This is a genomic window from Janthinobacterium amylolyticum, from assembly GCF_051380655.1.
Classification (GTDB): domain Bacteria; phylum Pseudomonadota; class Gammaproteobacteria; order Burkholderiales; family Burkholderiaceae_D; genus Janthinobacterium.
Window position 1 is genome coordinate 26,352 of sequence record NZ_JBNYXL010000001.1, and the last position, 19,450, is coordinate 45,801.

The window sequence follows — 19,450 nt, forward strand, 5'->3', positions numbered from 1 at the left end:
CGGGCTTTATTTTTGATGCGGGGCGAACGGTTTACGCCTTGGCCTTGCTTTGCTTGATCCAGTAGCCGATGCCCAGCGCGGCCAGCCATACGGGGATCAGGTAGACGGAGATGCGCAGGCCCGGGGTCAGGAACATGATCGCCAGGATGCCGGCCAGGAACACCAGGCACAGGTAGTTCGTGAATGGATAGCCCAGGCTCTGGAACAGGGTGGTCTTGCCTTCGAGTTTCTTTTGCGCGCGGAAGCGCAGGTGGATCCAGCTGATCATGGCCCAGTTGATGATCAGCGCCGACACCACGAGTCCCATCAGCACTTCGAACGCTTCGCCCGGCATGAAGTAATTGACCACCACGCAGGCACCCGTCGCCAGGGCCGATACGCCCAGCGCCACCAGCGGCACGCCGCGGCGGTTCAGGTGCAGCAGCGCGCGCGGCGCATTGCCTTGCTTGGCCAGGCCGAACAGCATGCGCGTGTTGCAGTACACGCCGCTGTTATACACGGACAGGGCGGCCGTCAGCACCACCACGTTCAGGGCCGTGGCCACCAGGTTGCTGTCGAGCGCGTGGAAGATCAGCACGAAGGGGCTGCCGCCGGTGACGACGTTCTGCCATGGATACAGCGACAGCAAAATGCCCAGCGCGCCAATGTAAAAGATCAGGATGCGGTAGATGGCCTGGTTGGTGGCGCGGGGAATCGTCGTGCTGGGGTCGTCCGCCTCGGCCGCCGTGATGCCCACCAGTTCCAGGCCGCCGAACGAGAACATGATGACGGCCATGGCCATCACCAGCCCTTGCCAGCCATTCGGGAAGAAGCCGCCGTGCTGCCACAGGTTGGCGACGGAGGCTTGCGGACCGGCGTCGCCGGAAGCGAGCAAGTACGCGCCGAAGACGATCATGCCGATGATGGCGACCACCTTGATGATGGCGAACCAGAATTCCATCTCGCCAAACGCCTTCACGTTCAGCAGGCTGATGGCGTTGATGGCGCAAAAGAAGATGAGCGCCGAAACCCAGGTGGGCACGCCCGGCCACCAGTACTGCACGTAGATGCCGACGGCCGTCAGTTCGGCCATGCTGACCAGTACATACAGCACCCAGTAATTCCAGCCCGACAAAAAGCCGGGCAGGTGGCCGCAGTATTTGTCGGCAAAATAGCTGAAGGAGCCGGCGACGGGTTCATCGACCACCATTTCGCCCAGCTGGCGCATGATCAGGAAGGCGATGACGCCGGCGATGCCATAGCCGAGCAGCACCGAGGGGCCGGCCATCTTGATGGTTTGCGCGATACCCAGAAACAGGCCGGTGCCGATGGCGCCGCCCAGGGCGATGAGCTGGATGTGGCGGCTCTTCAGGCCGCGCTTGAGCTCTTGTGGCTCGGTGTGTCCAACTGCCGTCATAGTGTGTGATCCTGATGTGCGGGGATAAAGTCGCTGATTCTAATGCATGGTTGCGCAAAGCAGGAGCTAAATGCATGTTGCACTGCGGGGGCGCAAACAGCGGGCGGGCCTTCCTGCCTGCGCTGGCGCTGCCGGCGGCCGGCGCGGCGCGGTATGATGGCGGCTCATTCTCGAGGAGACCCCATGAACCTGGCGCAGCGCAGCCGCATGCAAGGCATCAGCCTGGGCTTTTTGGCCGGCTATGTCGATACCCTGGGCTTTGTCGCCCTGTTTGGCCTGTTTACGGCCCACGTGACGGGCAACTTCGTGCTGATCGGCGCGGCGCTGGCGAATGCCACGCATGCGTCGATCGCCCTCAAGCTGCTGGCCTTTCCCGCTTTTATCCTGGGCGTGGCGGCGGCGCGATTGCTGAGCGTGGCGGCCGAACGGCGCGGCGGCCCGGCCCTGCGCCTGGCGCTGCTGCTGGAACTGGCGCTGCTGCTCGGCTTCATGGTGTGCGGCATGCTGGCCGAGCCGCTGACGGCGGAGCCGGGCGCGCTGGCCATGGCGGCCGGCCTGTTCGGCGCGGCCGGCATGGGCGCGCACAGCGCCATCAGCCGGTTGCTGCTGGCGCACCTGGCGCCCACGTCCATGATGACGGGCAATGTCACGCAAGTCGTCATCGACACGGTCGACGTGCTGCGCGGCGCGGCCGACGGCGCCACGCGCGAGCGCTGCGTGAAATTCTTCTGGCCCTTGCTGGGCTTTGCCGCGGGCGCCATCCTCGCCGCCTTTGCCTATCTGGCCGTCGGTTTCGCCGCGCTGGCCGTGCCGCTGGCGATTTTGCTGGTACTGATCGCGCTGGAACCGGCGCGCCTGCCAGCCTAGATCTTCGCGACGATGGCCGGTTCGTACACGGCCAGGAATTCCGGTGGCAGGCGGCGCGCGCGGCCGCTGCTCAATTCGATGCAGATCAATTCCCAGCGCCCGCGCACGACGGTGGCGCCGTCGCTGTCGCGGGCCAGCTGGAAGCGCCGCTCCATGCTGGAGCGGCCGTCGCTGGCGCACAGCCAGGTGGCCAGGGTGAGCGCCTCGCCGGCCCGGGTGGGCAGCAGGTAGTCGTACTCGCCGCGGCGTATCGCCATGGCCCGGTCCAGGCGCCGGTAGTCACCCAGGTCCAGTCCCAGGGTCGCCGAATGGTGCCAGGCGATATGCTCGCACCAGCGCACATACACGGCGTTGTTCGTATGCTGCAAGCCGTCGATGTCACCCGGCTCGGGCGTGACGGGCAGGGTGCAGGCGTGTGGATAATCCCAGTTCAATTGGCGTCCTTTTGGTAAACAAGCGGCAGATTGTACGTGCTGGCGGCCATTCCTGCCGTGGCCGCACTGCTGGCAAAACACTGTTTTTCCTCTTGATGTATGATGCATCATAAATTAAAGATCCCACGCCGCGCATGAATACTCCATTCGAAAGCCTCTCGCACGTCAACCTGGGCAAGTCCGTGTATGCCATGCTGCGCGAGGCGCTGGCGGCAGGGCGCTTCAGGCCCAACGACCGCTTGCGCATCCGCGAACTGGCACTGCAGCTGGGCACCAGCGTCACGCCCGTGCGCGACGCCATGCTGCAACTGGTGCAGGAAGAAGCGCTGGTGCTGCGTTCGCCGCGCGACTTCCGCGTGCCCGTGCTGAGCGTGGCGCGCTACCTGGAAATCCGCGCGCTGCGCGTGGAACTGGAAGGCCTGGGCGCGGCGGAGGCGGCGCAGCGCATCGATGCTGCCACCCTGGCGGACCTGGAACGGCTGCTGCAGGCCAACGAAGACGCCATCGCCCGGCACGACCTGGCGGCCGCCCTGCAGTGCAACCAGGCGTTTCACCTGGGCCTGGCGCAGGCGGCCGGCATGCCGACATTAAAGCGCTTCGTCGACCATCTGTGGATGCAGACGGCGCCCCTGATCGCCGCCGGCTATGCGGCCTTTACGCCCGACATGCGCGTGGGGCACCACCGCGAAATCATCAGCGCGCTGCGCCAGCGCGACAGCGCCGCGGCCCGCCGCGCGATCGAACAGGACATTCTCGACGGCGGGGCGCAGATGCTGGCGTATGTGATGCGCCTGGAGCGCGTGCATGCCGGCGCGGTTGAGCAAGACATGGACGAACAGGACATGGACGAACAGGACAAGGAACAATATGAGCAATCACTGTAGCAAGGACAGCGGCGCAAACATCGCCGAACAGAAAACCGCCATCGTCACGGGCGCCAGCCGTGGCATCGGCCACGCCGTGGCCGAGCGCTTCCGCAGCCTGGGCTGGCGGGTCATCACCGTGTCGCGCAGCCCGATTCCGGGCGGCTGCCCGCGCAGCCAGGAGCACAACACGCACTTTTGCATGGATCTGTCGGACCTGAGCCAGATCGGCCAGATGGTCGACATGCTGCGCCCCATGCTGGGCGAGGGCAAGCTGCACGCGCTGGTGAACAATGCGGGCGTGTCGCCGAAGGGGCCGGGCGGCTCGCGCGTCAATTCGCTCACCACCGACATGCAGACCTGGCAGGAAATGTACAACACGAATTTCTTCGCGCCGCTGGCGCTGACGCGCGGCTTCGCGCAGGAATTGTCGAACGCCGGCGGCTCCGTGGTGAACCTGTGCTCGATCGCCGGCTACCGCGTGCATCCGTTCGCCGGCTCCGCCTACGCCAGCTCGAAGGCGGCGCTGGCCTCGCTGACGCGTGAAATGGCCAACGACATGGCGCCCATGAATGTGCGCGTCAACGCCATCGCGCCGGGCGAGATCGACACGGCGATCCTGTCGCCGGGCACCTCGCACATCGTCGACACGCAAATCCCGTTGCGCCGCCTGGGCACGACGGCCGAAGTGGCGGACCTGGTGGAGTTCCTGTGCAGCGAGCGCGCCTCGTACATCACGGGCGCGGAAATTCCCATCGACGGCGGCCAGCGCATTTAAGCGCATCGAACAAGGAGCATCACGATGACGCAACATATCGGTATCGTCGGCTGTTCGGCCGAAGGCGCGGCGCTGTGCTACCGCACCATCGGCGAGGAGGGCGCGCATGCGTTGGGGCCGTACGCGCATCCTGAAGTGTCGATGCACACGCCGTCGCTGGCGCGCTATGTGGCTTGCCTGAACGCGGGCGACCTGGCCGGCGTGGCCGAGCTGATGCTGGCCTCGGCGCACAAGCTGGCGGCGGCGGGCGCCGATTTCCTGATCTGCCCCGATAACACCATCCACCAGGCGTTTGAGCTGGTGGCGCCCCGTTCGCCGCTACCGTGGCTGCATATCGCCGACGTTGTGGCCAGCGAGGCGCAAGCGCGCGGCTTCCAAAGAGTGGGCTTGACGGGCACGCGCTGGCTGGTCGACAGCGCCGTGTATCCGGACATGCTGGCCGCGCGCGGCATCGCCTGCGTGCGCCCTGGCGAAAACGAACGCGGCGATATCGACCGCATCATCATGCAAGAGCTGGTGCCGGGCGTGGTCAAGCCGGACAGCGTCCAGCGCTTCCAGGCCATCATCGGCGGCTTGCGCGAGCAGGGCTGCGATGCCGTGATCCTGGGCTGCACGGAAATCCCCCTGATCATCAGCGACGCCAATTCGCCGCTGCCGACCCTCGATTCCACGCGCCTGCTGGCGCGCGCGGCCCTGTGCAAGGCGCTGTCCGCCTAGCTGTATCCTGGCTGGATAGCCGCGCCTGCAACCTCAGTGCGCGTCCAGCTGCATCTGCAGCGCCGCCACTACCAGCGCGTGGTCGTCGGCCTGCGCCAGGCCGGAAACCGTGACGGTGCCGACCAGGCCCACGCCACGGATCAGCAGGGGAAAGGCGCCGCCGTGGCCCGCGTACTCGATGTCGTCCAGGTATTTGACGTCTTCGAAGGTGCTGCCCCGGCTCTTGTAGGAAATGCCCATGTAATAGGAGCTGCGGCAAAAGCGCTGCACCGTGTTGTTCTTGCGGCGTATCCAGTCCGCCTGGTCCGCCGTGGCGCCCGTCATGGCGTGGTGGAACAGCACCTGGCCGTTGCGCGTGATGTTGACGGTGACGGCCTTGCCCCGCTTGCGTACTTCCTCGACGATCCACAGGCCGACGGCCAGCGCGGTATCGTTGTCGAAGCGGTCGAACTGCAGGGATTCTTCCTGCTGTGCCAGGGTGTGCAGCAAATCGGCGTAGTGATCCATGTGAATAAAAGGCAGGAGTGGCTGGAAGCGCTACTGTAGCGCACCGGCACGGCTGCGCGCGCGCTTTTTGCGCGGCGCGGCGTAAAATACGCGGCATGAACCTGTCCCTGTTTGCCGATGAAGAGCAGGCGCCAGCCGCTCCCGCGCCGCTGGTGCCCGGCACGAGCGCGTCGTTGCTGCTGCGCGGTTTCGCGCTGCCGTATGTGGCCGGGCTGCTGCCGGCGCTGGACGCCATCGCGCACGCCGCGCCCTTGCGCCACATGCTGACGCCAGGCGGCTTGCCGATGTCGGTTGCCATGAGCAGCTGCGGGCTGCTCGGCTGGGTGACGGACCGGCGCGGCTACCGCTATGCGGCGCTCGATCCCGCCAGCGGCCAGCCCTGGCCGCCGATGCCGGCCGTCTTCCTGCGCCTGGCGCAGGAGGCGGCGCTGGCCGCCGGCTACGCGCATTTCAACCCCGATGCCTGCCTGGTCAACCGCTATGCGCCCGGTGCGCGCATGGCCCTGCACCAGGACCGCGACGAACGCGATTTCACCGCGCCCATCGTTTCCGTTTCGCTGGGTTTGCCCGCCACCTTTTTATTCGGCGGCGCCGCGCGCGCCGACAAGGCAGCGCGCATTCCACTGCTGCACGGCGACGTGGTGGTGTGGGGTGGCGTGGACCGCCTGCGCTTTCACGGCGTGGCGCCGCTGAAGGAGGGCGAGCACGCGCTGCTGGGCGCGCAGCGCATCAATCTGACTTTTCGCAAGGCTTCCTGAGGCCACCTGCAAAACCTGCTGCGTGTCGGCATGGGCAGCCTGCGACGCGCACCGGCTCGGCGGCCCCGTACTGTTCCTACGGTTGCGCTTCCAGGCCAGCGCTTCCTTCCGCTCGCTACGGTGTTGTCAGGTGCTGGCCATCAGAGCGCAGGTGTTTTATTCGCCTGCACATGGCCGGCTGCACGCCACGGCGTTCCCGCTTGCAGCACATATTGCGCGTAGACGTAGCGCCAGGGGATGGCCAGGTACACCAGCACCACCAGCGAGCATTCAAACGCCGTGGCCGTGGTGGCGGGATCGGCCTGGCCATTGAGCCACTGCGGCAGCGGCACCAGCAGCAGCCAGATGGTTTTCCACAGTGCTTCCCATAGCAGCACGGGCAGCATCTGCAGCGGATAGCGCACGCCCAGCAAACACAGCAGCGAGAACGCGGCCAGCATGCAGTTGACGGTGCCTTGTGCCAATCCCCATGGCTGATGCGGCATGATGATGCCGGGCCACAGCACGCTGCCCAATCCCAGGACGACCAGCAGATACATGGCGCGCAGCGCATACAGACGGATGGTCGAAACGGTGTTCATGGTCATGGCTCCCGGGCTTGAGGTGGCAGGCAGGCGACGTTACTCGACTTCCTTGAGGATTTTTTCCAGGCCGCCCATGCGCGTTTCGATGTGCGCCAGGGTGGCGCTCAGCGCGGCCAGGGCGGCGGCCGTTTGCGCCTGCGAGACGGCCAGTGACTGGGCCAGTTCCTGATAGGCGCTGTCCTGCGCCAGGCGCGCGCGGGCTTGCGCCACGCTGGACGCATACTTGAAAGCGTAGATGAGGACGGCGGCGGTGCAGGTGAAAAAGAACGCCGCGAAGAATGCATTTTCAGTCATGATGGTCTCGATTATTCAGGGTTGGGGGTAAGCGACGACACTGCCGCGGCAATGCTGGCTGGCGTGAGCAGCAGTTGAAACGCACTGGCTTCAAAGAAATTCAGGGCCTTGCCATCGTGCGACAGTTCCAGCTGGCTGGTGACCAGGCCCGCGTTTTCCAGTTTTTGCAGGTGCAAATGCAGCAGGGGACGGCTGATGCCCAGGTCGCGTGCCAGCTGGCTGATGTAGTTGCGTCCGCCACTGGCCAGCGCCGCGACGATGCGCAGCCGGTGCGGATTGTCGAGCGCCGCCAGCATGGCCAGCAGGCGGTCACCCGTCGGTGATGTGTTTGGATCTGTCATGTGTCAATATTATCTGACACATGACAGCGAGTCAAGCGAAATATGCGCGCGGAAAAAGGGCCGGGGCCGGGGCCGGGGCCGCGCCTGCGGGCGGCTAGCGCGCCATCGCGTGCTCCAGCGCCTGGGCAAACGCGATATGGTTGCCGTCCGGGTCGGTCAGCATGATGGTGTGCACCTTTGCCGCCTTCGTCAGCGCGCCATGTGCCACGTTCAGCTGCTGCAAATGCGTGGCCAGCAGTTCGATATCGTCGACGGCCAGGGTCACGGAGCCGCCGCCGGCCCGCTCAGGCTGCTGGTACAGCTGCAGCCAGCCGCCCCGGTCAAACCTCCATTCGGCCACTTCCGGCATGGGCCGCGAGTCGGCTTCCTTGTCCAGCAGGCTGGCATACCAGGCGCTCGCGGCGTGCAAGTCGCGCACGGCCAGGCTGGCGATGGCGTTCAAAATGGGCATGGTATTGCTCCTTGGTCGAGGTTGAACCTGACGATAACGCCAGGACGTGCGCCGTTTCCGTGCGGGCGCGCACCGTGGCATTTTTTACAGGCGGCTTAGGCTTAGATGCAAGGCACTTGCAAATATGGCGGGCTTTCTTCATCATATGCAATTCAATTGCATATTGAAGGTATTTCATGAAACGCGATCAGCACGCCACACCCTTGCCCGATGTTGCCGCCAGCGGCAATGCGGACAATCTCTTGCCCCTGGAATGGGTCGGCATGCAGGGCATCGCCTTGCCCTTGTGGCTGGAGGGGGGAGGCCAGGCGCAGCAGGTGCATGCCTGGGCCGACGTGCACGTGGACTTGCCCGAGCCGCGCGTCAAGGGCATCCACATGTCGCGCCTGTATCTGCTGCTCGATGCGTTTGCCGCCGCCGGGCCGCTCGATGCCGACGAGCTGGCGTCCCTGCTGCGCACGATGGTGGCCAGCCATGCCGATTGCGCCAGCACGCAGGCGCGCCTGGCGCTGTCTTTTTCCTTGCTGCGACGCCAGCCGGCGCTGCTGACGGCCGGCCTGTCGGGCTGGAAATCCTATCCCGTGCGCCTGCAGGCCACGCTGTCGCCGCAAGGTTTTAGCTTGTCCCTGACCGTGGAAGTTGGCTATTCGTCGACGTGCCCGTGTTCGGCGGCGCTGGCGCGCCAACTGCTGGCCGATGGTTTTGCGGCGCAGTTCGGTCCGGGCGGCATCGATGGCGCGGCCGCCCGCGACTGGCTGCTGCAGCACGCGAGCCTGGCCACGCCGCACAGCCAGCGCAGCACGGCCAGCGTCACCGTGTCGCTCGATGAAACGGCGGAGCTTGATGTGTACGCCCTGATCGACCTGGTCGAGGCCGCGCTGGCGACGCCGTTGCAGACGGCCGTGAAACGCGCGGACGAACAGGCCTTCGCGCGCCTGAATGGTGCTAATCTGATGTATGTGGAAGATGCAGCGCGGCGCGTGCAGGCGGCACTGGCGCGCCACTACGCGCAAGCGAGCGTTGCCGTGCGGCATATGGAAAGCCTGCATCCGCACGACGCCGTGGCACAGGCCGGCGACTTTGCCGGTGCTTTTTAGTCAAGCCCCTGGAGGAGAACAGCATGCCGGAAAAGAATGAGCGCGGTGCCGAAGAAGGCACGCTGGAGCTGGAACAGGAGCTGCAGCGCGAACGGCGTGAACATGCGCTGATCGATGAGGAAAAGCTGGGCATGGATGAGCTGGAAGAGGAGCGGCTCCGGCGCGATCTGGCGCATGAGTCTGCCGGCACGCCAGCGAAAAAATAGCCTTGTAAATTTGAAAACATTGCTGGCATCGGGACGCGCTGGCCGGTACAATTTCGCTTTGCCTAGCTATCGTCCCCGTACCAGGAGGCCCATGAAATTCAGCGTCGCTTTATTACAGTTTGCATTCGGCATTTCAGCCGGCACCTTGGCCGTCACTTCTGCCCAGGCCGCCACCATCTGCACCGCCATGGCCGACGCCAAGGCGGGTACTGTCCTGCTGCAGGAAGGTAACTGCTTCGACCGGGTGACGCCCGCGTCCACCTTCAAGATCGCTCTCAGCCTGATGGGCTATGACGCCGGCTTCCTCAAGGATCAGCACAAGCCGGTCTTGCCCTACCGCCAGGGGTATGTGGACTGGGGCGGCGAGGCCTGGCGACAGGATACGGACCCGTCGCGCTGGATGCAGTATTCCGTTGTCTGGTATTCGCAGCAGATCACGCAGGCGCTGGGCGCCGAGCGCTTCCAGAAATACGCGAAGGCTTTGCGCTACGGAAACGCGGATGTGTCTGGCGACCCGGGCAAGGACAACAGCCTGGAGCGTTCCTGGATCGCCTCATCGCTGAAGATTTCGCCGCTCGAGCAAGTGGGTTTCTTGCGCAAGCTGGTCAACGACCAGTTGCCCGTCAGCAAGCAGGCGATGGAACAGACGCGCCGCCTGACACGCCTGGAAGACGTGGGCGGCTGGCAAGTGCATGGCAAGACAGGCGCGGCCTTCCCGCGCAAGGCCGATGGCAGCTTTGACGAGGAGCACGGCTACGGCTGGTTCGTGGGCTGGGCCAGCAAGGGCGAACGCACCATCGTCTTCGCGCGCCTGGTGCAGGACGAGCAGAAGGGCGAACAGTCGGCCGGCATCCGCACGCGTGCCGCCATGCTGAAAGAATTGCCGGCATTGCTGGAGCAGGCGCAGAAGTGAGCTCGAAAGCGGTGACGGCGACCTTCATCGCCACTGAAGGAGAGTACCTGGAAGCCATCATCGAGGTGGACGGCCAGCGGCTGCACGTGATGGACGAGTTCGATGGCTCGCAGCTGGCCGCCGGCACGCCATTCCAGGCGCAACTGTGGCCCATGGCCAGCGGCAGCGATGACTGGGATGCGATCTTCAGCGCCAATCCCGGTGCGGTAAAAGGCTTGCGCCGGCTCGATGGCTGGCGCTACCTGGCGCTGGGCCAGGTGATCAGCGTCGCTCCCGTCGTCTGCGACTGCGGCTTGCTGCTGGTGGAAGACGCTTTTTACACGCAGGACGCGCGCTGCGTGGGCGCGTATGTGGGCGTGACATTGGCGCGCCTCGATGCCTGCCGTGCCTGAGCAGGGGGGGGCTTGCGCTTTTTACCGTGTCATGGCGGACACCAGCTGGTAGCCCAGCCTGATACCCAGGGCAAAGACGGCAAAGCCGCTGGCAGCAAGGAAAATGGCGTGCAGCTGCTGGCGTGCTGGCAGGGTAGGCATGGCGGCGTCCGGTAGTGAATGGGGTGATGGTGGAGCTGAGTATAGTCCATGCCTTTCAAGATTGGCAATAATCAGGGTGTCTTCCTTACTTACGCTTACTTACGCTTACTTATTTCCAGCCGGCCACATAGTCCGCCCTATATACTTGCTGAAACGGATCATCCGGCATCAGACAAGGTTACAGGAATGGCATCAGGCATGGAGCAGTTTCAGGAAAAAGCACGGCAGGCGCTGGCAGTGGCGCGCACGCAAACCGTTCGCGTAGCGGGCGTGGCGTGGACAAAAATGGTGGCGCTGTACCGGCGCGGCCATGCCCATTTGATGACCTTGCCGCCCGTGCGGCGCGCGCTGGTGCTGGGCCTGTGGTCATTCCTGGCCCTGCTGGCGCTGCTGGTTGCCTACATGCTGCTGCTGATCCCCTTGACGCCCAGCATCCACGACCTGCGCCAGGCGCGCGCCGCCGCGCCCAGCACCATGGTCAGCGCGGATGGCAAGGAACTGGTGCGCTTCGACCAGGGCTTGCAGGAGCGCGTCACCTTGCAGCAAATCTCGCCCAACGTCATCAGCGCGCTGATCTCGACAGAAGACCATCGTTTCTATGACCATCACGGCATCGATTTCACGCGCACGGCCGGCGCTATTTTGCATAGCGCGCGGGGCAATCCCCAGGGCGGCTCGACCATCACGCAGCAGCTGGCGCGCAATATGTTCCCCGAGGAAATCGGGCGTTCGCGCAATCTGAATCGCAAGCTGAAGGAACTCATCACGGCGCTGAAGATCGAAGCTACTTACAGCAAGACGGAAATCCTCGAAGCCTACCTGAACACGGTGCCTTTCCTGTACAACACCTACGGTATCGAAATGGCGGCCCGCACGTATTTCGACAAGCCGGCCTCGCGTCTCGATATACTCGAAAGCGCCACCCTGGTGGGCATGCTCAAGGGTACGAATTACTACAACCCGGTGGGCAATCCCGAACGCTCGCTGCAGCGCCGCAATGTGGTGCTGGGGCAAATGCGCAAGCACGACGTCATCGACGAAGCGCGCTACAAGCAGCTGGTGAAGCGGCCGCTGCGCCTGCATTTCGAGCGCCAGAGCGAACGGGCGCAGTCGGACAGCCATTTCACGGCCTACGTGCGCAAGTGGCTGATCGACTGGGCCGACGAAAACGACTACAACCTGGAACGTGACGGCCTGGTCGTGCACACCACGCTGGACCACGATCTGCAGCAGGCGGCCGAGCGCGCCGTCGAGCGCCAGGCGAATGCATTGCAGGCCATTGCCGACGTGGAATGGAGCCGCGCCGGCGTGCCATCGTCCACTTCGACAGGCATGTATGCGGGCATGCAGGCGGGCAGCGTGGCGTTTGATTATTTCTGGAAATCGCACCCGGGCTTGCTCGACAGCTTCGTGCGCGAATCGGCCGACTACCGCAAGCTGGCGGCGGTCGGCGGCACGCCCGATGAAGCGCTGGAAAAACTCAAGGGCGACCGCGCCTTCATGGCGGCCCTGCGCAAATCGAAAACGCGCCTGGAAGCGGGCTTTACGGCCATGGACCCGGCCACGGGCGCCGTGCGCGCCTGGGTGGGCAGCCGCGACTTTGCGCGCGAGCAATTCGACCACGTGGCGCAGGCCGCGCGCCAGCCCGGCTCCACCTTCAAGCCCATCGTGTATGGCGCGGCACTGGAAAAGGGCCTGAGTCCCGACCACGTCTACCGCGATGCCGTGATGGATATCAAGGCGGCAGACGGCAGCAAATGGCGCCCGACGGACATGAGCGGCACCACGGGGCGCGACATGACCATGCGCGACGGCCTCGTGTACTCGAAAAACACCATCACGGCGCAAGTGATGCAGGACGTCGGCTTGCCGCCGATCATCAAGCTGGCGCGCGCGCTGGGCATCCGCGACAGCAAGCTGGAAAAAGTGCCGTCGCTGGCGCTGGGCACCAGCCCCGTCACTTTATTGGAAATGGTCAATGCCTATGCCAGCATCGCGGCGCAGGGCGAGGCCCGCATGCCGTTTGTCGTCACGCACATCACTGACCGCGAGGGCAAGATCATCGCCCGCTTCGGCGACGCCAAGCCGCAGCGCGCCATGAAAGCGGAGTCTGCCGCCACCCTGACGGACATGATGCGCGGCGTCATCGACCGGGGCACGGGCACGGCCATCCGCAGCCGTTTCGGCATCCGTTCCGACGTGGCCGGCAAGAGCGGCACGACGCAAAACAATGCGGACGGCTGGTTTATCCTGATGCATCCGGAACTGGTGGGCGGCGCCTGGGTGGGTTTCAACGATGCGCGCGTCACCATGCGCAGCAACTACTGGGGCCAGGGCGGCCACAACGCCGTGCTGGTGGTGGGCGACTTCTTCAAGACGGCGCTCGATACAGGCAAGATCGCGCGCGACGCCATCTTCCCCGGTGGCAAACCGCCAGCGCCGCTGCGCCATGTGGAACCGGTCGAGGAACCGCAGGATGAGCCGGTGGAAGAGCCGGGCGACCTGCTGCAGGAAGGCGCGCCGCCGGCGCCGCTGGCCATGCCGGCCGAAGCGGCCGATGGACAGGAAGCGCATGGCAAGGCGGTGCCGGAGCCAGCCCCGACGCCGGCACCTGCGCCGACGCCGCAACCCGCCCCGGCACCCGTGCCGCAAGGCTGACGGGCAGCGCGTGGCGCCTGTCCCGAATTGAACCGCTGAACCGTTGCATCGCGTCCTGCGCTGTGTTTATGGGCGCCGCGCGGCAGCCGCCATGGAGATCACAAAACAAACATGAGTCCGATCAAACCCACGCTGCGGCTGATACTCGGCGACCAGCTTAATCCCCGGCATCGCTGGTTGACCGACGTCGACGACGCCACCGTCTATGTCTTGATGGAAGTGCGGCAAGAAACCGATTATGTGCTGCACCACGCGCAAAAAATCCTGGCGATCTTTGCCGCCATGCGCGACCTGGCGCGCCAGCTGCGCCAGGCCGGGCACCGGGTGCACTATATCGCCATCGACGATGCCGAAAGCGCGCGGCCGATGCCGGAGAATATCGAAGCGCTGATCGCCCGCTACGACGCCGCCGCCTTCGAATACCAGGCGCCCGACGAATGGCGCCTGGACCAGCAGCTGTACCAGGCCGGGCGCCGCTCGGCCATCCCGTGGATGATGGTTGACAGCGAGCATTTCTACACGGCGCGCCACGAAGCGGCCGATATTTTCGCGGGCCGCAAGCAATGGCTGATGGAATTTTTCTACCGCCAGATGCGCGTCGCGCACCAGGTGCTGATGGCAGACGCGAAGCAGCCCGTCGGCGGACAGTGGAACTTCGACCACGACAACCGCAAGCCCTGGCGCGGCACGCCCGCCGAGCCGCAGGATGCGCGTACCCTGCATGACCATTCCGCGCTATGGCAATCCATCGTCGCTGCTGGCGTGAAGAGCTTTGGCGCGCCCCAGGCCGACCGGCTGGCCTGGGCATTGAACCGCGAGGAAGCGCTGCGCCAGCTCGACGCCTTCATCGAGCATGCGCTGCCGCATTTTGGCGACTTCCAGGACGCCATGAGCGTCAAGGCCTGGCGCTTGTTCCATTCGCTGCTGTCGTTCGCGCTGAACGTGAAAATGCTCAATCCGCGCGAAGTCGTCACCCGGGCGCAGGCGGCCTACCATGCGGGCCATGCGCCGCTGGCCGCCGTGGAAGGCTTCATTCGCCAGATACTGGGCTGGCGCGAATACGTGCGCGGCGTTTACTGGGCCAACATGCCCGGGTATGCGGAAAAGAATTTCTTTGGCCACCAGCGTCCGCTGCCGGCATGGTTTTGGGACGGCAAGACGAAGATGCATTGTGTGTCAACGGCAATCACCCAGTCGCTGGAACAGGCGCATGCGCATCACATTCAGCGCTTGATGGTGATTGGCAATTTCGCACTGCTGGCCGGCCTTGATCCGGCTGAAGTGCATGGCTGGTACCTGGGCATTTATATCGACGCCTTCGAATGGGTGGAATTGCCCAACACCGTCGGCATGAGCCAGTTTGCCGATGGCGGCTTGCTGGCCACCAAGCCATATGTGTCCAGCGCCGCGTATATCGACCGCATGAGCGATTATTGCAAGGGCTGCCACTACGACAAAAAGGCGCGCATCGGCGAGCGCGCCTGCCCATTCAACGCCCTGTACTGGGATTTTTTCCAGCGCAATGCGGACAAATTGGCGCGCAATCCCCGTATCGGCATGGCATATCGGCAACTGGAGAAGATGGACGAGGCGACAGTCGCGGCTTTCCGGCAGCAGGCCGCCACGATACTGGCCGGACTTGATTCCCTGTAATGCCGGGTCCTATGGCCCGTGACACGCTTACACGGCATGCTACCTCAACGCCGCGTCACGCAGGAACACTTGCAGCACCGCAAGGCTGAGTACCTGGCTGATTATGGCGTTGATTGGTTTCGGAAATACCTCGGACTGCCGGATGTTCACGCTGGCAGTCCGCCTGGCAGCTGGCGGCTGGCGGCAGCGGTTGCAGATTTCTTTATAAGAAACTGTAGCAGGGAAGGCCGGAAACAGTGCCGGGTGGCGCCCGCAGTCTGGCTACCATTTGGGCTCACGTGACCAGCGCAGCACCGTGGCAAGCCTGATTTTCACCGTATCTTCCTCCCCCGTTTCATGCTCCAGCCACAGGATGCCGTCTTCGATGCTGACCCAGGCATCGACGATTCGCGTGTCGAACGGCATCGCCGTGTCTTTGATATCGATCTTCATACGTACAGACTCAACATTGAGCGACCTTAATACCCGCGTCGTTCGCTGCGTAAACTCGATGATGTATGAAGTGCTTGTTTTTTTGATCATCAGAAATGCTCACCAAAAATGCTTTGAATATTTTTTAATATTACTACATAAAAATTTTCCTAAGCGTACGCTGGAAAACATGTGAAAAGTTTCATCAGAAAATTCTGATTCAAATACATTAAAATTTCCCTATGGAAAAAATATTTCTATGCTTATATTAAAATATTCAAAATAAATTATTTCCGAGGGAAAAAAATAGTTTAATTTTTGATATGGCATTCATGCGCGTTCTGGTACTTGATCTAAATCAATATATTTCTGTGTATTAATTTGGCGATGTATTCTTGCTGCTAGGATATGGGGCAACGTTGGCTTGAGTGAGTCATCCATGCATATTGGAAATGAAAATTTCGTTATGGAAAATTCTTGTGCGCATGCTCTACAGGCATTTAATGTATTGCGTAAAAGATATCGCACGCGGCTAAGAAATTTGATTTGTCATCATATTCAGCGCGAGGAAGATATTGATGACAGGCTTCAGATTGTATTTCTTAACGGTTTTCAATGTTTTAAAAGAGGTCGCAGGCATTTCATGTTTTATTCGACCTGATATTCAATGGCCATGAATGGCATAAAAAACCATTATGGCAGTGCCAGAGAAATGCAATCGGATTTCCTTGATTTGTTTGATGGCATGGATTATTCCAGTGATGCATTGAACATGTTACATGAAGATCGTCCGGAACAGATATGTAGTGCAATGGAAACCGGAATGGAAATTATTCGCTTGATGGCGAATTTGCCGCCTCCCTTGAAAAATGCACTGTTGTTGCGTGAGGAGGAAGGCATGCGTTATGACGAGATTGCGGCAAGGATGGAATGCCCGGTGGGAACAGTGCGAAGCCGTATCCACAGAGTCAAAGCAGAGATACGCAAGCTACTGGAAAAGGATCAATGAATGCGGCTTGCCGAATTGCGGTAGCCCGAAGCGGGAGCATATGGTGCTTGCCCCACATTTGACTTGAATTTACATGGTAAATAAAAATGACATCGGTGGCATGGTACAGGTGGAACTTGGTCATCCCAGGCGGATCGATGCGTTGACCGCGCAAAAAATAGATGTGGCGATTATTTTCCAGGAAATGCTTGGTACCGCTGTGGCAGCAAAATATTTGCAAACAAATGGCGTGGCGCTCGCTGTCGCATTGCGCGTGTTGGTACACGCGCGCAGAAAAGAGCCGTCGCCGCCAAAAATGATCGGCATCGAATCAGTATCTGCCAATTGCCAGCTTTCCAGCCGGGCCAAAGCAGGCGATGAGCCCCGCTTAAAACACAGGCATAAGCTGCTGTGCCTGGAGATAGAGTGGCATTGGCTCTTGCAGGCATGCGGGCGTTTCCCCTGAAAAAGCCCGACCGGACGTCAGAGCGTATTGCGCCTCAATCCCGCTTCCCGCACGAACACCTGCAGCGCCGCCAGGGTCTGCTGGTGCAGCGTTTTCAGTTCCTCCCTCAGCGCCGGTGTAATGGTGAGGCTGCCATCGGCTTGCCGGTGCAGTGGCAGGCCCAGCGCTTGCGCCATTTCCACCGGGTAGTTCGTGAAGTTGCCGTAGGGCCGCTTGCCGTCGACGGACGGCGTGGGCCAGTAGCCTTCGGCCAGGTATTCCTCTGCCGCGCTCATGCCCAGCATGTCCAGCGGCAGCCACGACTGCTGGCGCAGCAGTTTCACATGCCGCGTGGTCAACGTGAACGGCGTCTTGCCATTGGCGTAGCTGCCCGGTTTCAGATTTGCCATCTGCACGAAATGCGGCAGCAGCTGCGCCGCTTCCATCAGGCGCTGGGCGGCCAGCGCCGCGTCCTTGCTGTCGATGGCCTGCATGGCCAGCGCCAGGGTGTCGCCCTTGCCCAGCGGGTAGGCGGGATTGAGCATGGGCGCGCCGTTTTCCACGGGCGACCAGCCAATATTGAAACGCCGTATCAGCGCCAGGTGGTGCACGTTCAGCACTGTGGGCAGCGGTGCATCGAGCGTGGCCAGGATGCGCCGACGCACGGCGCCGGGCAGGGAACGCTCGGCCGCGCGCACCAGCATGGGCGAGCACAGCACCGTGCCCAGCAGGCGCAGCAGGTGGCGGCGCACGGGATGGAGCAGGCCCGTCATCACGGCGCCGTCAAGTCCTGGCGCTGGAACTCGATGCGGTTTTTCTCGTAGTCCCACTTGTCATGGGGGCCGAAGACGCGCCGGTTTTCCTTGCTGTTGGCATTCGACACTTCGCGTTTCATGCGCCGCACCAGCGCCGCATCCGTGAGCGGCGCCGTGGTGGCGCTGAAGACGTCATGGCGCACGCTGGCCTTGGCATCGGCGCCGCGTGAAATGATGGTGAGCTTGCGCGAGGCCGGATCGAAATACAGGCGCATGGCAAAGGTATTCATATCCTGCAGGTACAGGCCGTCGTCGCGCTGCTGGGCATAGAAATAATCGCCGCAGACGGCTTTCGGTTCGCGCTTCCACTCGCATGACAGGACGATCAGCAGGTGCTTGGCGTCGAGCGGCTGGATGGAAATACGCCCCTTGGAATAGCCCCAGCTGCTGGCCGGCACGGTCGCCGACGAGGCAAGGTTGTAGTCGCCCACCAATGTGGACATCGGCACTTGGGCCAAGGCGCCCGTGCAGAAAATCAAGGCGGCAGCCGCAATGGCGCCGCGCAGCGTGGAAAATGGTGTCATGATGGCCATTAAAAAAAAGTTGCCATATTATAAGTGGCAACTTTCTTTGGGGAACGCGCGATTGAACGCGCCCGTGGCCGTTACTTCAGCTTGCTCAATTCCGCCACCTCGACCTTGACGACCTTGCCGTCCGTGGCCGCTAGCAGCGCGTGGAAGTGGGGCGTCGTTTCATGCGCCCTCAAGGCGGCCACGTCGGTCCATTCTTCCAGCATGATGAAGCGCGTGGGAATTTTGTTGTCGACATGCAATTCGTAGCGCAGGCAGGCGCTTTCCGCGCGGCTGGGCGGCACGACGGCTTCGAAGGCGGCGCGCACGGCGTCGACATGTTCAGCTTGGGCATCGATGGTGGCGACGACGATCAGGGTCATGGTGGTCCTTGTGAAGTAGTGGGGCGGGTGCAGCTTAGCGCAGTTTGCCCTTTCTTGCCGGCCAGTCACAGTCTGGCTGGGCCGAAACACTTTCCGTCCCAGCCAGAAAATCCGCCGCCGCCTTATTTCGCCTTTCTCGCTTATGCCGCCTGCAATGCGCTGATCTGTGCAAACGCGGCGCTCAAGGCCTGGGCCCTGGCTTCGTCGCTGACCTTCACGCCTTCGGCGCGCACGATCTCGATCTGCGTGATGCCGAGGAAACCGAGGAAACTGCGCAGATGGCTTTCCTGGTGCTCGAGCGCGGCCATCGGCGTGTCGGCGCCATAGTAGCCGCCGCGCGTCGAGGCGATGATCACGCGCTTAGCGCCCAGCAAGCCTTGCGGCCCGTTGGCCCCATATGCAAAGGTCTTGCCCGGCACGGCCAGCGCGTCGAGCCAGGATTTGAGCTGGCTGGGGATGGCGAAGTTGTACATGGGCGCGCCGATGACGATGACGTCGGCGGCCAGCACTTGCTCCAGTGCCGCGCCCAGCGCGGCGCTATCGGCATCGCCGGGCGCGGCCGTGAATTGCGGCAGCGGCTGCGCGGCAAGGTCGCGGTAGTGGACGCTGGCGCCCGGCGCGGCCGCCTGCAGGCGGGCGGCGATGGCGGCCGTCAATTGGCGGCTGATGGAATGTTCGCCGAGTATGCTTGAATCAATGTGCAGGATGTTCATGGGGGCCTTCTTGGGTGATATGATCGGGTGGTATGTTTTTGTAACCGAGTTAAATATAGTGACTATCAAATGAACGCACAAGAAGGCACTTTTTCCACACTGGGGCACACGGATGTGACCATGGACGACATGGCCG

The 19,450-nt window shown here is 62.8% G+C and carries 25 protein-coding genes; 13 read left to right on the top strand and 12 right to left on the bottom strand.

Features of this window, described 5'->3' with window-relative positions; translation table 11 throughout:
• Positions 1 to 31 precede the first annotated feature (31 nt).
• Positions 32 to 1,396 carry an amino acid permease gene (locus ACQ4WR_RS00120; RefSeq protein WP_436484459.1) on the bottom strand — a complete coding sequence of 455 codons (1,365 nt, stop codon included), beginning with the start codon at positions 1,394 to 1,396 and terminating at the stop codon, positions 32 to 34.
• Positions 1,397 to 1,579: 183 nt separating this feature from the next.
• On the opposite strand from ACQ4WR_RS00120, the gene ACQ4WR_RS00125 reads away from it, so the two are divergent.
• Positions 1,580 to 2,263: a YoaK family protein gene (locus ACQ4WR_RS00125; RefSeq protein ID WP_436484461.1), complete on the top strand. Its 684-nt coding sequence runs from the start codon at positions 1,580 to 1,582 to the stop codon at positions 2,261 to 2,263.
• On the opposite strand, the gene ACQ4WR_RS00130 is transcribed toward ACQ4WR_RS00125, so the two are convergent.
• Positions 2,260 to 2,697, bottom strand: a complete 438-nt coding sequence (locus ACQ4WR_RS00130) for an acyl-CoA thioesterase (RefSeq protein ID WP_436484462.1) — start codon at positions 2,695 to 2,697, stop codon at positions 2,260 to 2,262. The genes ACQ4WR_RS00125 and ACQ4WR_RS00130 overlap by 4 nt on opposite strands.
• Before the next feature lie 134 nt (positions 2,698 to 2,831).
• Between ACQ4WR_RS00130 and ACQ4WR_RS00135 the strand changes: the two genes are divergently transcribed.
• Genes ACQ4WR_RS00135 through ACQ4WR_RS00145 form a run of 3 tightly spaced genes read left to right on the top strand, consistent with a single transcriptional unit; the run spans position 2,832 to position 5,055 of the window.
• Positions 2,832 to 3,581 carry a GntR family transcriptional regulator gene (locus ACQ4WR_RS00135; RefSeq protein WP_102296796.1) on the top strand — a complete coding sequence of 250 codons (750 nt, stop codon included), beginning with the start codon at positions 2,832 to 2,834 and terminating at the stop codon, positions 3,579 to 3,581.
• Complete coding sequence (locus ACQ4WR_RS00140; RefSeq protein WP_180979508.1) at positions 3,565 to 4,338, top strand: SDR family NAD(P)-dependent oxidoreductase; 774 nt, start codon at positions 3,565 to 3,567, stop codon at positions 4,336 to 4,338. The genes ACQ4WR_RS00135 and ACQ4WR_RS00140 overlap by 17 nt, the downstream gene beginning before the upstream one ends.
• 24 nt (positions 4,339 to 4,362) lie before the next feature.
• Entirely contained in the window at positions 4,363 to 5,055 is a 693-nt protein-coding gene (locus tag ACQ4WR_RS00145) for an aspartate/glutamate racemase family protein (protein ID WP_436484465.1), read from the top strand.
• A gap of 33 nt (positions 5,056 to 5,088) precedes the next feature.
• On the opposite strand, the gene ACQ4WR_RS00150 is transcribed toward ACQ4WR_RS00145, so the two are convergent.
• On the bottom strand, positions 5,089 to 5,562 hold the full coding sequence (locus ACQ4WR_RS00150; protein WP_102296791.1) for a heme-degrading domain-containing protein: 474 nt from the start codon (positions 5,560 to 5,562) through the stop codon (positions 5,089 to 5,091).
• Positions 5,563 to 5,657: 95 nt separating this feature from the next.
• On the opposite strand from ACQ4WR_RS00150, the gene alkB reads away from it, so the two are divergent.
• The gene (gene alkB, locus ACQ4WR_RS00155; protein WP_436484467.1) at positions 5,658 to 6,320 is read left to right on the top strand and encodes a DNA oxidative demethylase AlkB; all 663 of its coding nucleotides are present in this window, start codon (positions 5,658 to 5,660) and stop codon (positions 6,318 to 6,320) included.
• Between the two features lie 140 nt (positions 6,321 to 6,460).
• On the opposite strand, the gene ACQ4WR_RS00160 is transcribed toward alkB, so the two are convergent.
• The 4 genes from ACQ4WR_RS00160 to ACQ4WR_RS00175 all read right to left on the bottom strand — a co-directional run bounded on the left by ACQ4WR_RS00160 (position 6,461) and on the right by ACQ4WR_RS00175 (position 7,990).
• Positions 6,461 to 6,901 (bottom strand): hypothetical protein, encoded by a 441-nt coding sequence (locus ACQ4WR_RS00160; RefSeq protein WP_102296803.1) that lies wholly within the window; start codon positions 6,899 to 6,901, stop codon positions 6,461 to 6,463.
• A gap of 39 nt (positions 6,902 to 6,940) precedes the next feature.
• A complete protein-coding gene (locus ACQ4WR_RS00165) occupies positions 6,941 to 7,198 on the bottom strand; it encodes a hypothetical protein (RefSeq protein ID WP_102296787.1) in 258 nt (85 codons plus the stop codon).
• Between the two features lie 11 nt (positions 7,199 to 7,209).
• Positions 7,210 to 7,539 (bottom strand): ArsR/SmtB family transcription factor, encoded by a 330-nt coding sequence (locus ACQ4WR_RS00170; protein WP_436484469.1) that lies wholly within the window; start codon positions 7,537 to 7,539, stop codon positions 7,210 to 7,212.
• 94 nt (positions 7,540 to 7,633) lie between these two features.
• Complete coding sequence (locus ACQ4WR_RS00175; protein WP_436484471.1) at positions 7,634 to 7,990, bottom strand: VOC family protein; 357 nt, start codon at positions 7,988 to 7,990, stop codon at positions 7,634 to 7,636.
• 176 nt (positions 7,991 to 8,166) lie between these two features.
• Here ACQ4WR_RS00175 and folE2 point away from each other — a divergent pair, with 176 nt between their 5' ends.
• From folE2 to ACQ4WR_RS00205, 6 genes are all read left to right on the top strand, one after another.
• A complete protein-coding gene (folE2, locus tag ACQ4WR_RS00180) occupies positions 8,167 to 9,087 on the top strand; it encodes a GTP cyclohydrolase FolE2 (protein ID WP_436484472.1) in 921 nt (306 codons plus the stop codon).
• 23 nt (positions 9,088 to 9,110) lie between these two features.
• Entirely contained in the window at positions 9,111 to 9,293 is a 183-nt protein-coding gene (locus ACQ4WR_RS00185) for a hypothetical protein (RefSeq protein ID WP_102296777.1), read from the top strand.
• Between the two features lie 91 nt (positions 9,294 to 9,384).
• Entirely contained in the window at positions 9,385 to 10,206 is an 822-nt protein-coding gene (gene blaOXA / locus ACQ4WR_RS00190) for a class D beta-lactamase (RefSeq protein ID WP_436484474.1), read from the top strand.
• Positions 10,203 to 10,598, top strand: a complete 396-nt coding sequence (locus tag ACQ4WR_RS00195) for a hypothetical protein (RefSeq protein ID WP_102296773.1) — start codon at positions 10,203 to 10,205, stop codon at positions 10,596 to 10,598. The genes blaOXA and ACQ4WR_RS00195 overlap by 4 nt, the downstream gene beginning before the upstream one ends.
• 339 nt (positions 10,599 to 10,937) lie before the next feature.
• Positions 10,938 to 13,397 (top strand): penicillin-binding protein 1A, encoded by a 2,460-nt coding sequence (locus tag ACQ4WR_RS00200; protein ID WP_436484476.1) that lies wholly within the window; start codon positions 10,938 to 10,940, stop codon positions 13,395 to 13,397.
• Between the two features lie 111 nt (positions 13,398 to 13,508).
• A complete protein-coding gene (locus ACQ4WR_RS00205) occupies positions 13,509 to 15,050 on the top strand; it encodes a cryptochrome/photolyase family protein (RefSeq protein ID WP_436484478.1) in 1,542 nt (513 codons plus the stop codon).
• Between the two features lie 261 nt (positions 15,051 to 15,311).
• Here the strand turns inward: ACQ4WR_RS00205 and ACQ4WR_RS00210 are convergent, their stop codons facing one another.
• Complete coding sequence (locus ACQ4WR_RS00210; protein ID WP_180979507.1) at positions 15,312 to 15,482, bottom strand: hypothetical protein; 171 nt, start codon at positions 15,480 to 15,482, stop codon at positions 15,312 to 15,314.
• Between the two features lie 646 nt (positions 15,483 to 16,128).
• Between ACQ4WR_RS00210 and ACQ4WR_RS00215 the strand changes: the two genes are divergently transcribed.
• Both ACQ4WR_RS00215 and ACQ4WR_RS00220 read left to right on the top strand, forming a co-directional pair.
• The gene (locus ACQ4WR_RS00215) at positions 16,129 to 16,470 is read left to right on the top strand and encodes a sigma-70 family RNA polymerase sigma factor (protein WP_436484480.1); all 342 of its coding nucleotides are present in this window, start codon (positions 16,129 to 16,131) and stop codon (positions 16,468 to 16,470) included.
• 73 nt (positions 16,471 to 16,543) lie between these two features.
• Entirely contained in the window at positions 16,544 to 16,915 is a 372-nt protein-coding gene (locus ACQ4WR_RS00220; RefSeq protein ID WP_436484482.1) for a hypothetical protein, read from the top strand.
• A 17-nt stretch (positions 16,916 to 16,932) separates the two neighbouring features.
• Here ACQ4WR_RS00220 and ACQ4WR_RS00225 read toward each other — a convergent pair whose 3' ends face one another.
• The 4 genes from ACQ4WR_RS00225 to ACQ4WR_RS00240 form a co-directional block, all read right to left on the bottom strand.
• Positions 16,933 to 17,667 (bottom strand): hypothetical protein, encoded by a 735-nt coding sequence (locus ACQ4WR_RS00225; RefSeq protein WP_436484484.1) that lies wholly within the window; start codon positions 17,665 to 17,667, stop codon positions 16,933 to 16,935.
• Positions 17,667 to 18,233 carry a hypothetical protein gene (locus ACQ4WR_RS00230; RefSeq protein ID WP_436484486.1) on the bottom strand — a complete coding sequence of 189 codons (567 nt, stop codon included), beginning with the start codon at positions 18,231 to 18,233 and terminating at the stop codon, positions 17,667 to 17,669. Before ACQ4WR_RS00230 ends, ACQ4WR_RS00225 begins: the two co-directional genes overlap by 1 nt.
• Positions 18,234 to 18,313: 80 nt before the next feature.
• On the bottom strand, positions 18,314 to 18,601 hold the full coding sequence (locus tag ACQ4WR_RS00235; protein WP_102296761.1) for a putative quinol monooxygenase: 288 nt from the start codon (positions 18,599 to 18,601) through the stop codon (positions 18,314 to 18,316).
• Positions 18,602 to 18,741: 140 nt separating this feature from the next.
• Positions 18,742 to 19,314, bottom strand: a complete 573-nt coding sequence (locus ACQ4WR_RS00240; RefSeq protein ID WP_436484488.1) for an FMN-dependent NADH-azoreductase — start codon at positions 19,312 to 19,314, stop codon at positions 18,742 to 18,744.
• Positions 19,315 to 19,450 lie beyond the last annotated feature (136 nt).

What these genes read in the sequence shown, in the direction of transcription:
- ACQ4WR_RS00220 (WP_436484482.1), top strand. Translation starts at nt 16,544, where the DNA reads ATGGTAAATAAAAATGACATCGGTGGCATGGTACAGGTGGAACTTGGT.
- ACQ4WR_RS00185 (WP_102296777.1), top strand. Translation starts at nt 9,111, where the DNA reads ATGCCGGAAAAGAATGAGCGCGGTGCCGAAGAAGGCACGCTGGAGCTG.
- ACQ4WR_RS00240 (WP_436484488.1), bottom strand. Translation starts at nt 19,314, where the DNA reads ATGAACATCCTGCACATTGATTCAAGCATACTCGGCGAACATTCCATC.
- ACQ4WR_RS00205 (WP_436484478.1), top strand. Translation starts at nt 13,509, where the DNA reads ATGAGTCCGATCAAACCCACGCTGCGGCTGATACTCGGCGACCAGCTT.
- ACQ4WR_RS00210 (WP_180979507.1), bottom strand. Translation starts at nt 15,482, where the DNA reads ATGAAGATCGATATCAAAGACACGGCGATGCCGTTCGACACGCGAATC.
- ACQ4WR_RS00170 (WP_436484469.1), bottom strand. Translation starts at nt 7,539, where the DNA reads ATGACAGATCCAAACACATCACCGACGGGTGACCGCCTGCTGGCCATG.
- ACQ4WR_RS00200 (WP_436484476.1), top strand. Translation starts at nt 10,938, where the DNA reads ATGGAGCAGTTTCAGGAAAAAGCACGGCAGGCGCTGGCAGTGGCGCGC.
- ACQ4WR_RS00135 (WP_102296796.1), top strand. Translation starts at nt 2,832, where the DNA reads ATGAATACTCCATTCGAAAGCCTCTCGCACGTCAACCTGGGCAAGTCC.
- ACQ4WR_RS00175 (WP_436484471.1), bottom strand. Translation starts at nt 7,990, where the DNA reads ATGCCCATTTTGAACGCCATCGCCAGCCTGGCCGTGCGCGACTTGCAC.
- ACQ4WR_RS00165 (WP_102296787.1), bottom strand. Translation starts at nt 7,198, where the DNA reads ATGACTGAAAATGCATTCTTCGCGGCGTTCTTTTTCACCTGCACCGCC.
- alkB (WP_436484467.1), top strand. Translation starts at nt 5,658, where the DNA reads ATGAACCTGTCCCTGTTTGCCGATGAAGAGCAGGCGCCAGCCGCTCCC.
- ACQ4WR_RS00230 (WP_436484486.1), bottom strand. Translation starts at nt 18,233, where the DNA reads ATGACACCATTTTCCACGCTGCGCGGCGCCATTGCGGCTGCCGCCTTG.
- ACQ4WR_RS00225 (WP_436484484.1), bottom strand. Translation starts at nt 17,667, where the DNA reads ATGACGGGCCTGCTCCATCCCGTGCGCCGCCACCTGCTGCGCCTGCTG.
- ACQ4WR_RS00120 (WP_436484459.1), bottom strand. Translation starts at nt 1,396, where the DNA reads ATGACGGCAGTTGGACACACCGAGCCACAAGAGCTCAAGCGCGGCCTG.
- ACQ4WR_RS00150 (WP_102296791.1), bottom strand. Translation starts at nt 5,562, where the DNA reads ATGGATCACTACGCCGATTTGCTGCACACCCTGGCACAGCAGGAAGAA.
- ACQ4WR_RS00235 (WP_102296761.1), bottom strand. Translation starts at nt 18,601, where the DNA reads ATGACCCTGATCGTCGTCGCCACCATCGATGCCCAAGCTGAACATGTC.
- ACQ4WR_RS00125 (WP_436484461.1), top strand. Translation starts at nt 1,580, where the DNA reads ATGAACCTGGCGCAGCGCAGCCGCATGCAAGGCATCAGCCTGGGCTTT.
- ACQ4WR_RS00160 (WP_102296803.1), bottom strand. Translation starts at nt 6,901, where the DNA reads ATGAACACCGTTTCGACCATCCGTCTGTATGCGCTGCGCGCCATGTAT.
- blaOXA (WP_436484474.1), top strand. Translation starts at nt 9,385, where the DNA reads ATGAAATTCAGCGTCGCTTTATTACAGTTTGCATTCGGCATTTCAGCC.
- ACQ4WR_RS00140 (WP_180979508.1), top strand. Translation starts at nt 3,565, where the DNA reads ATGAGCAATCACTGTAGCAAGGACAGCGGCGCAAACATCGCCGAACAG.
- ACQ4WR_RS00145 (WP_436484465.1), top strand. Translation starts at nt 4,363, where the DNA reads ATGACGCAACATATCGGTATCGTCGGCTGTTCGGCCGAAGGCGCGGCG.
- folE2 (WP_436484472.1), top strand. Translation starts at nt 8,167, where the DNA reads ATGAAACGCGATCAGCACGCCACACCCTTGCCCGATGTTGCCGCCAGC.
- ACQ4WR_RS00215 (WP_436484480.1), top strand. Translation starts at nt 16,129, where the DNA reads ATGGCCATGAATGGCATAAAAAACCATTATGGCAGTGCCAGAGAAATG.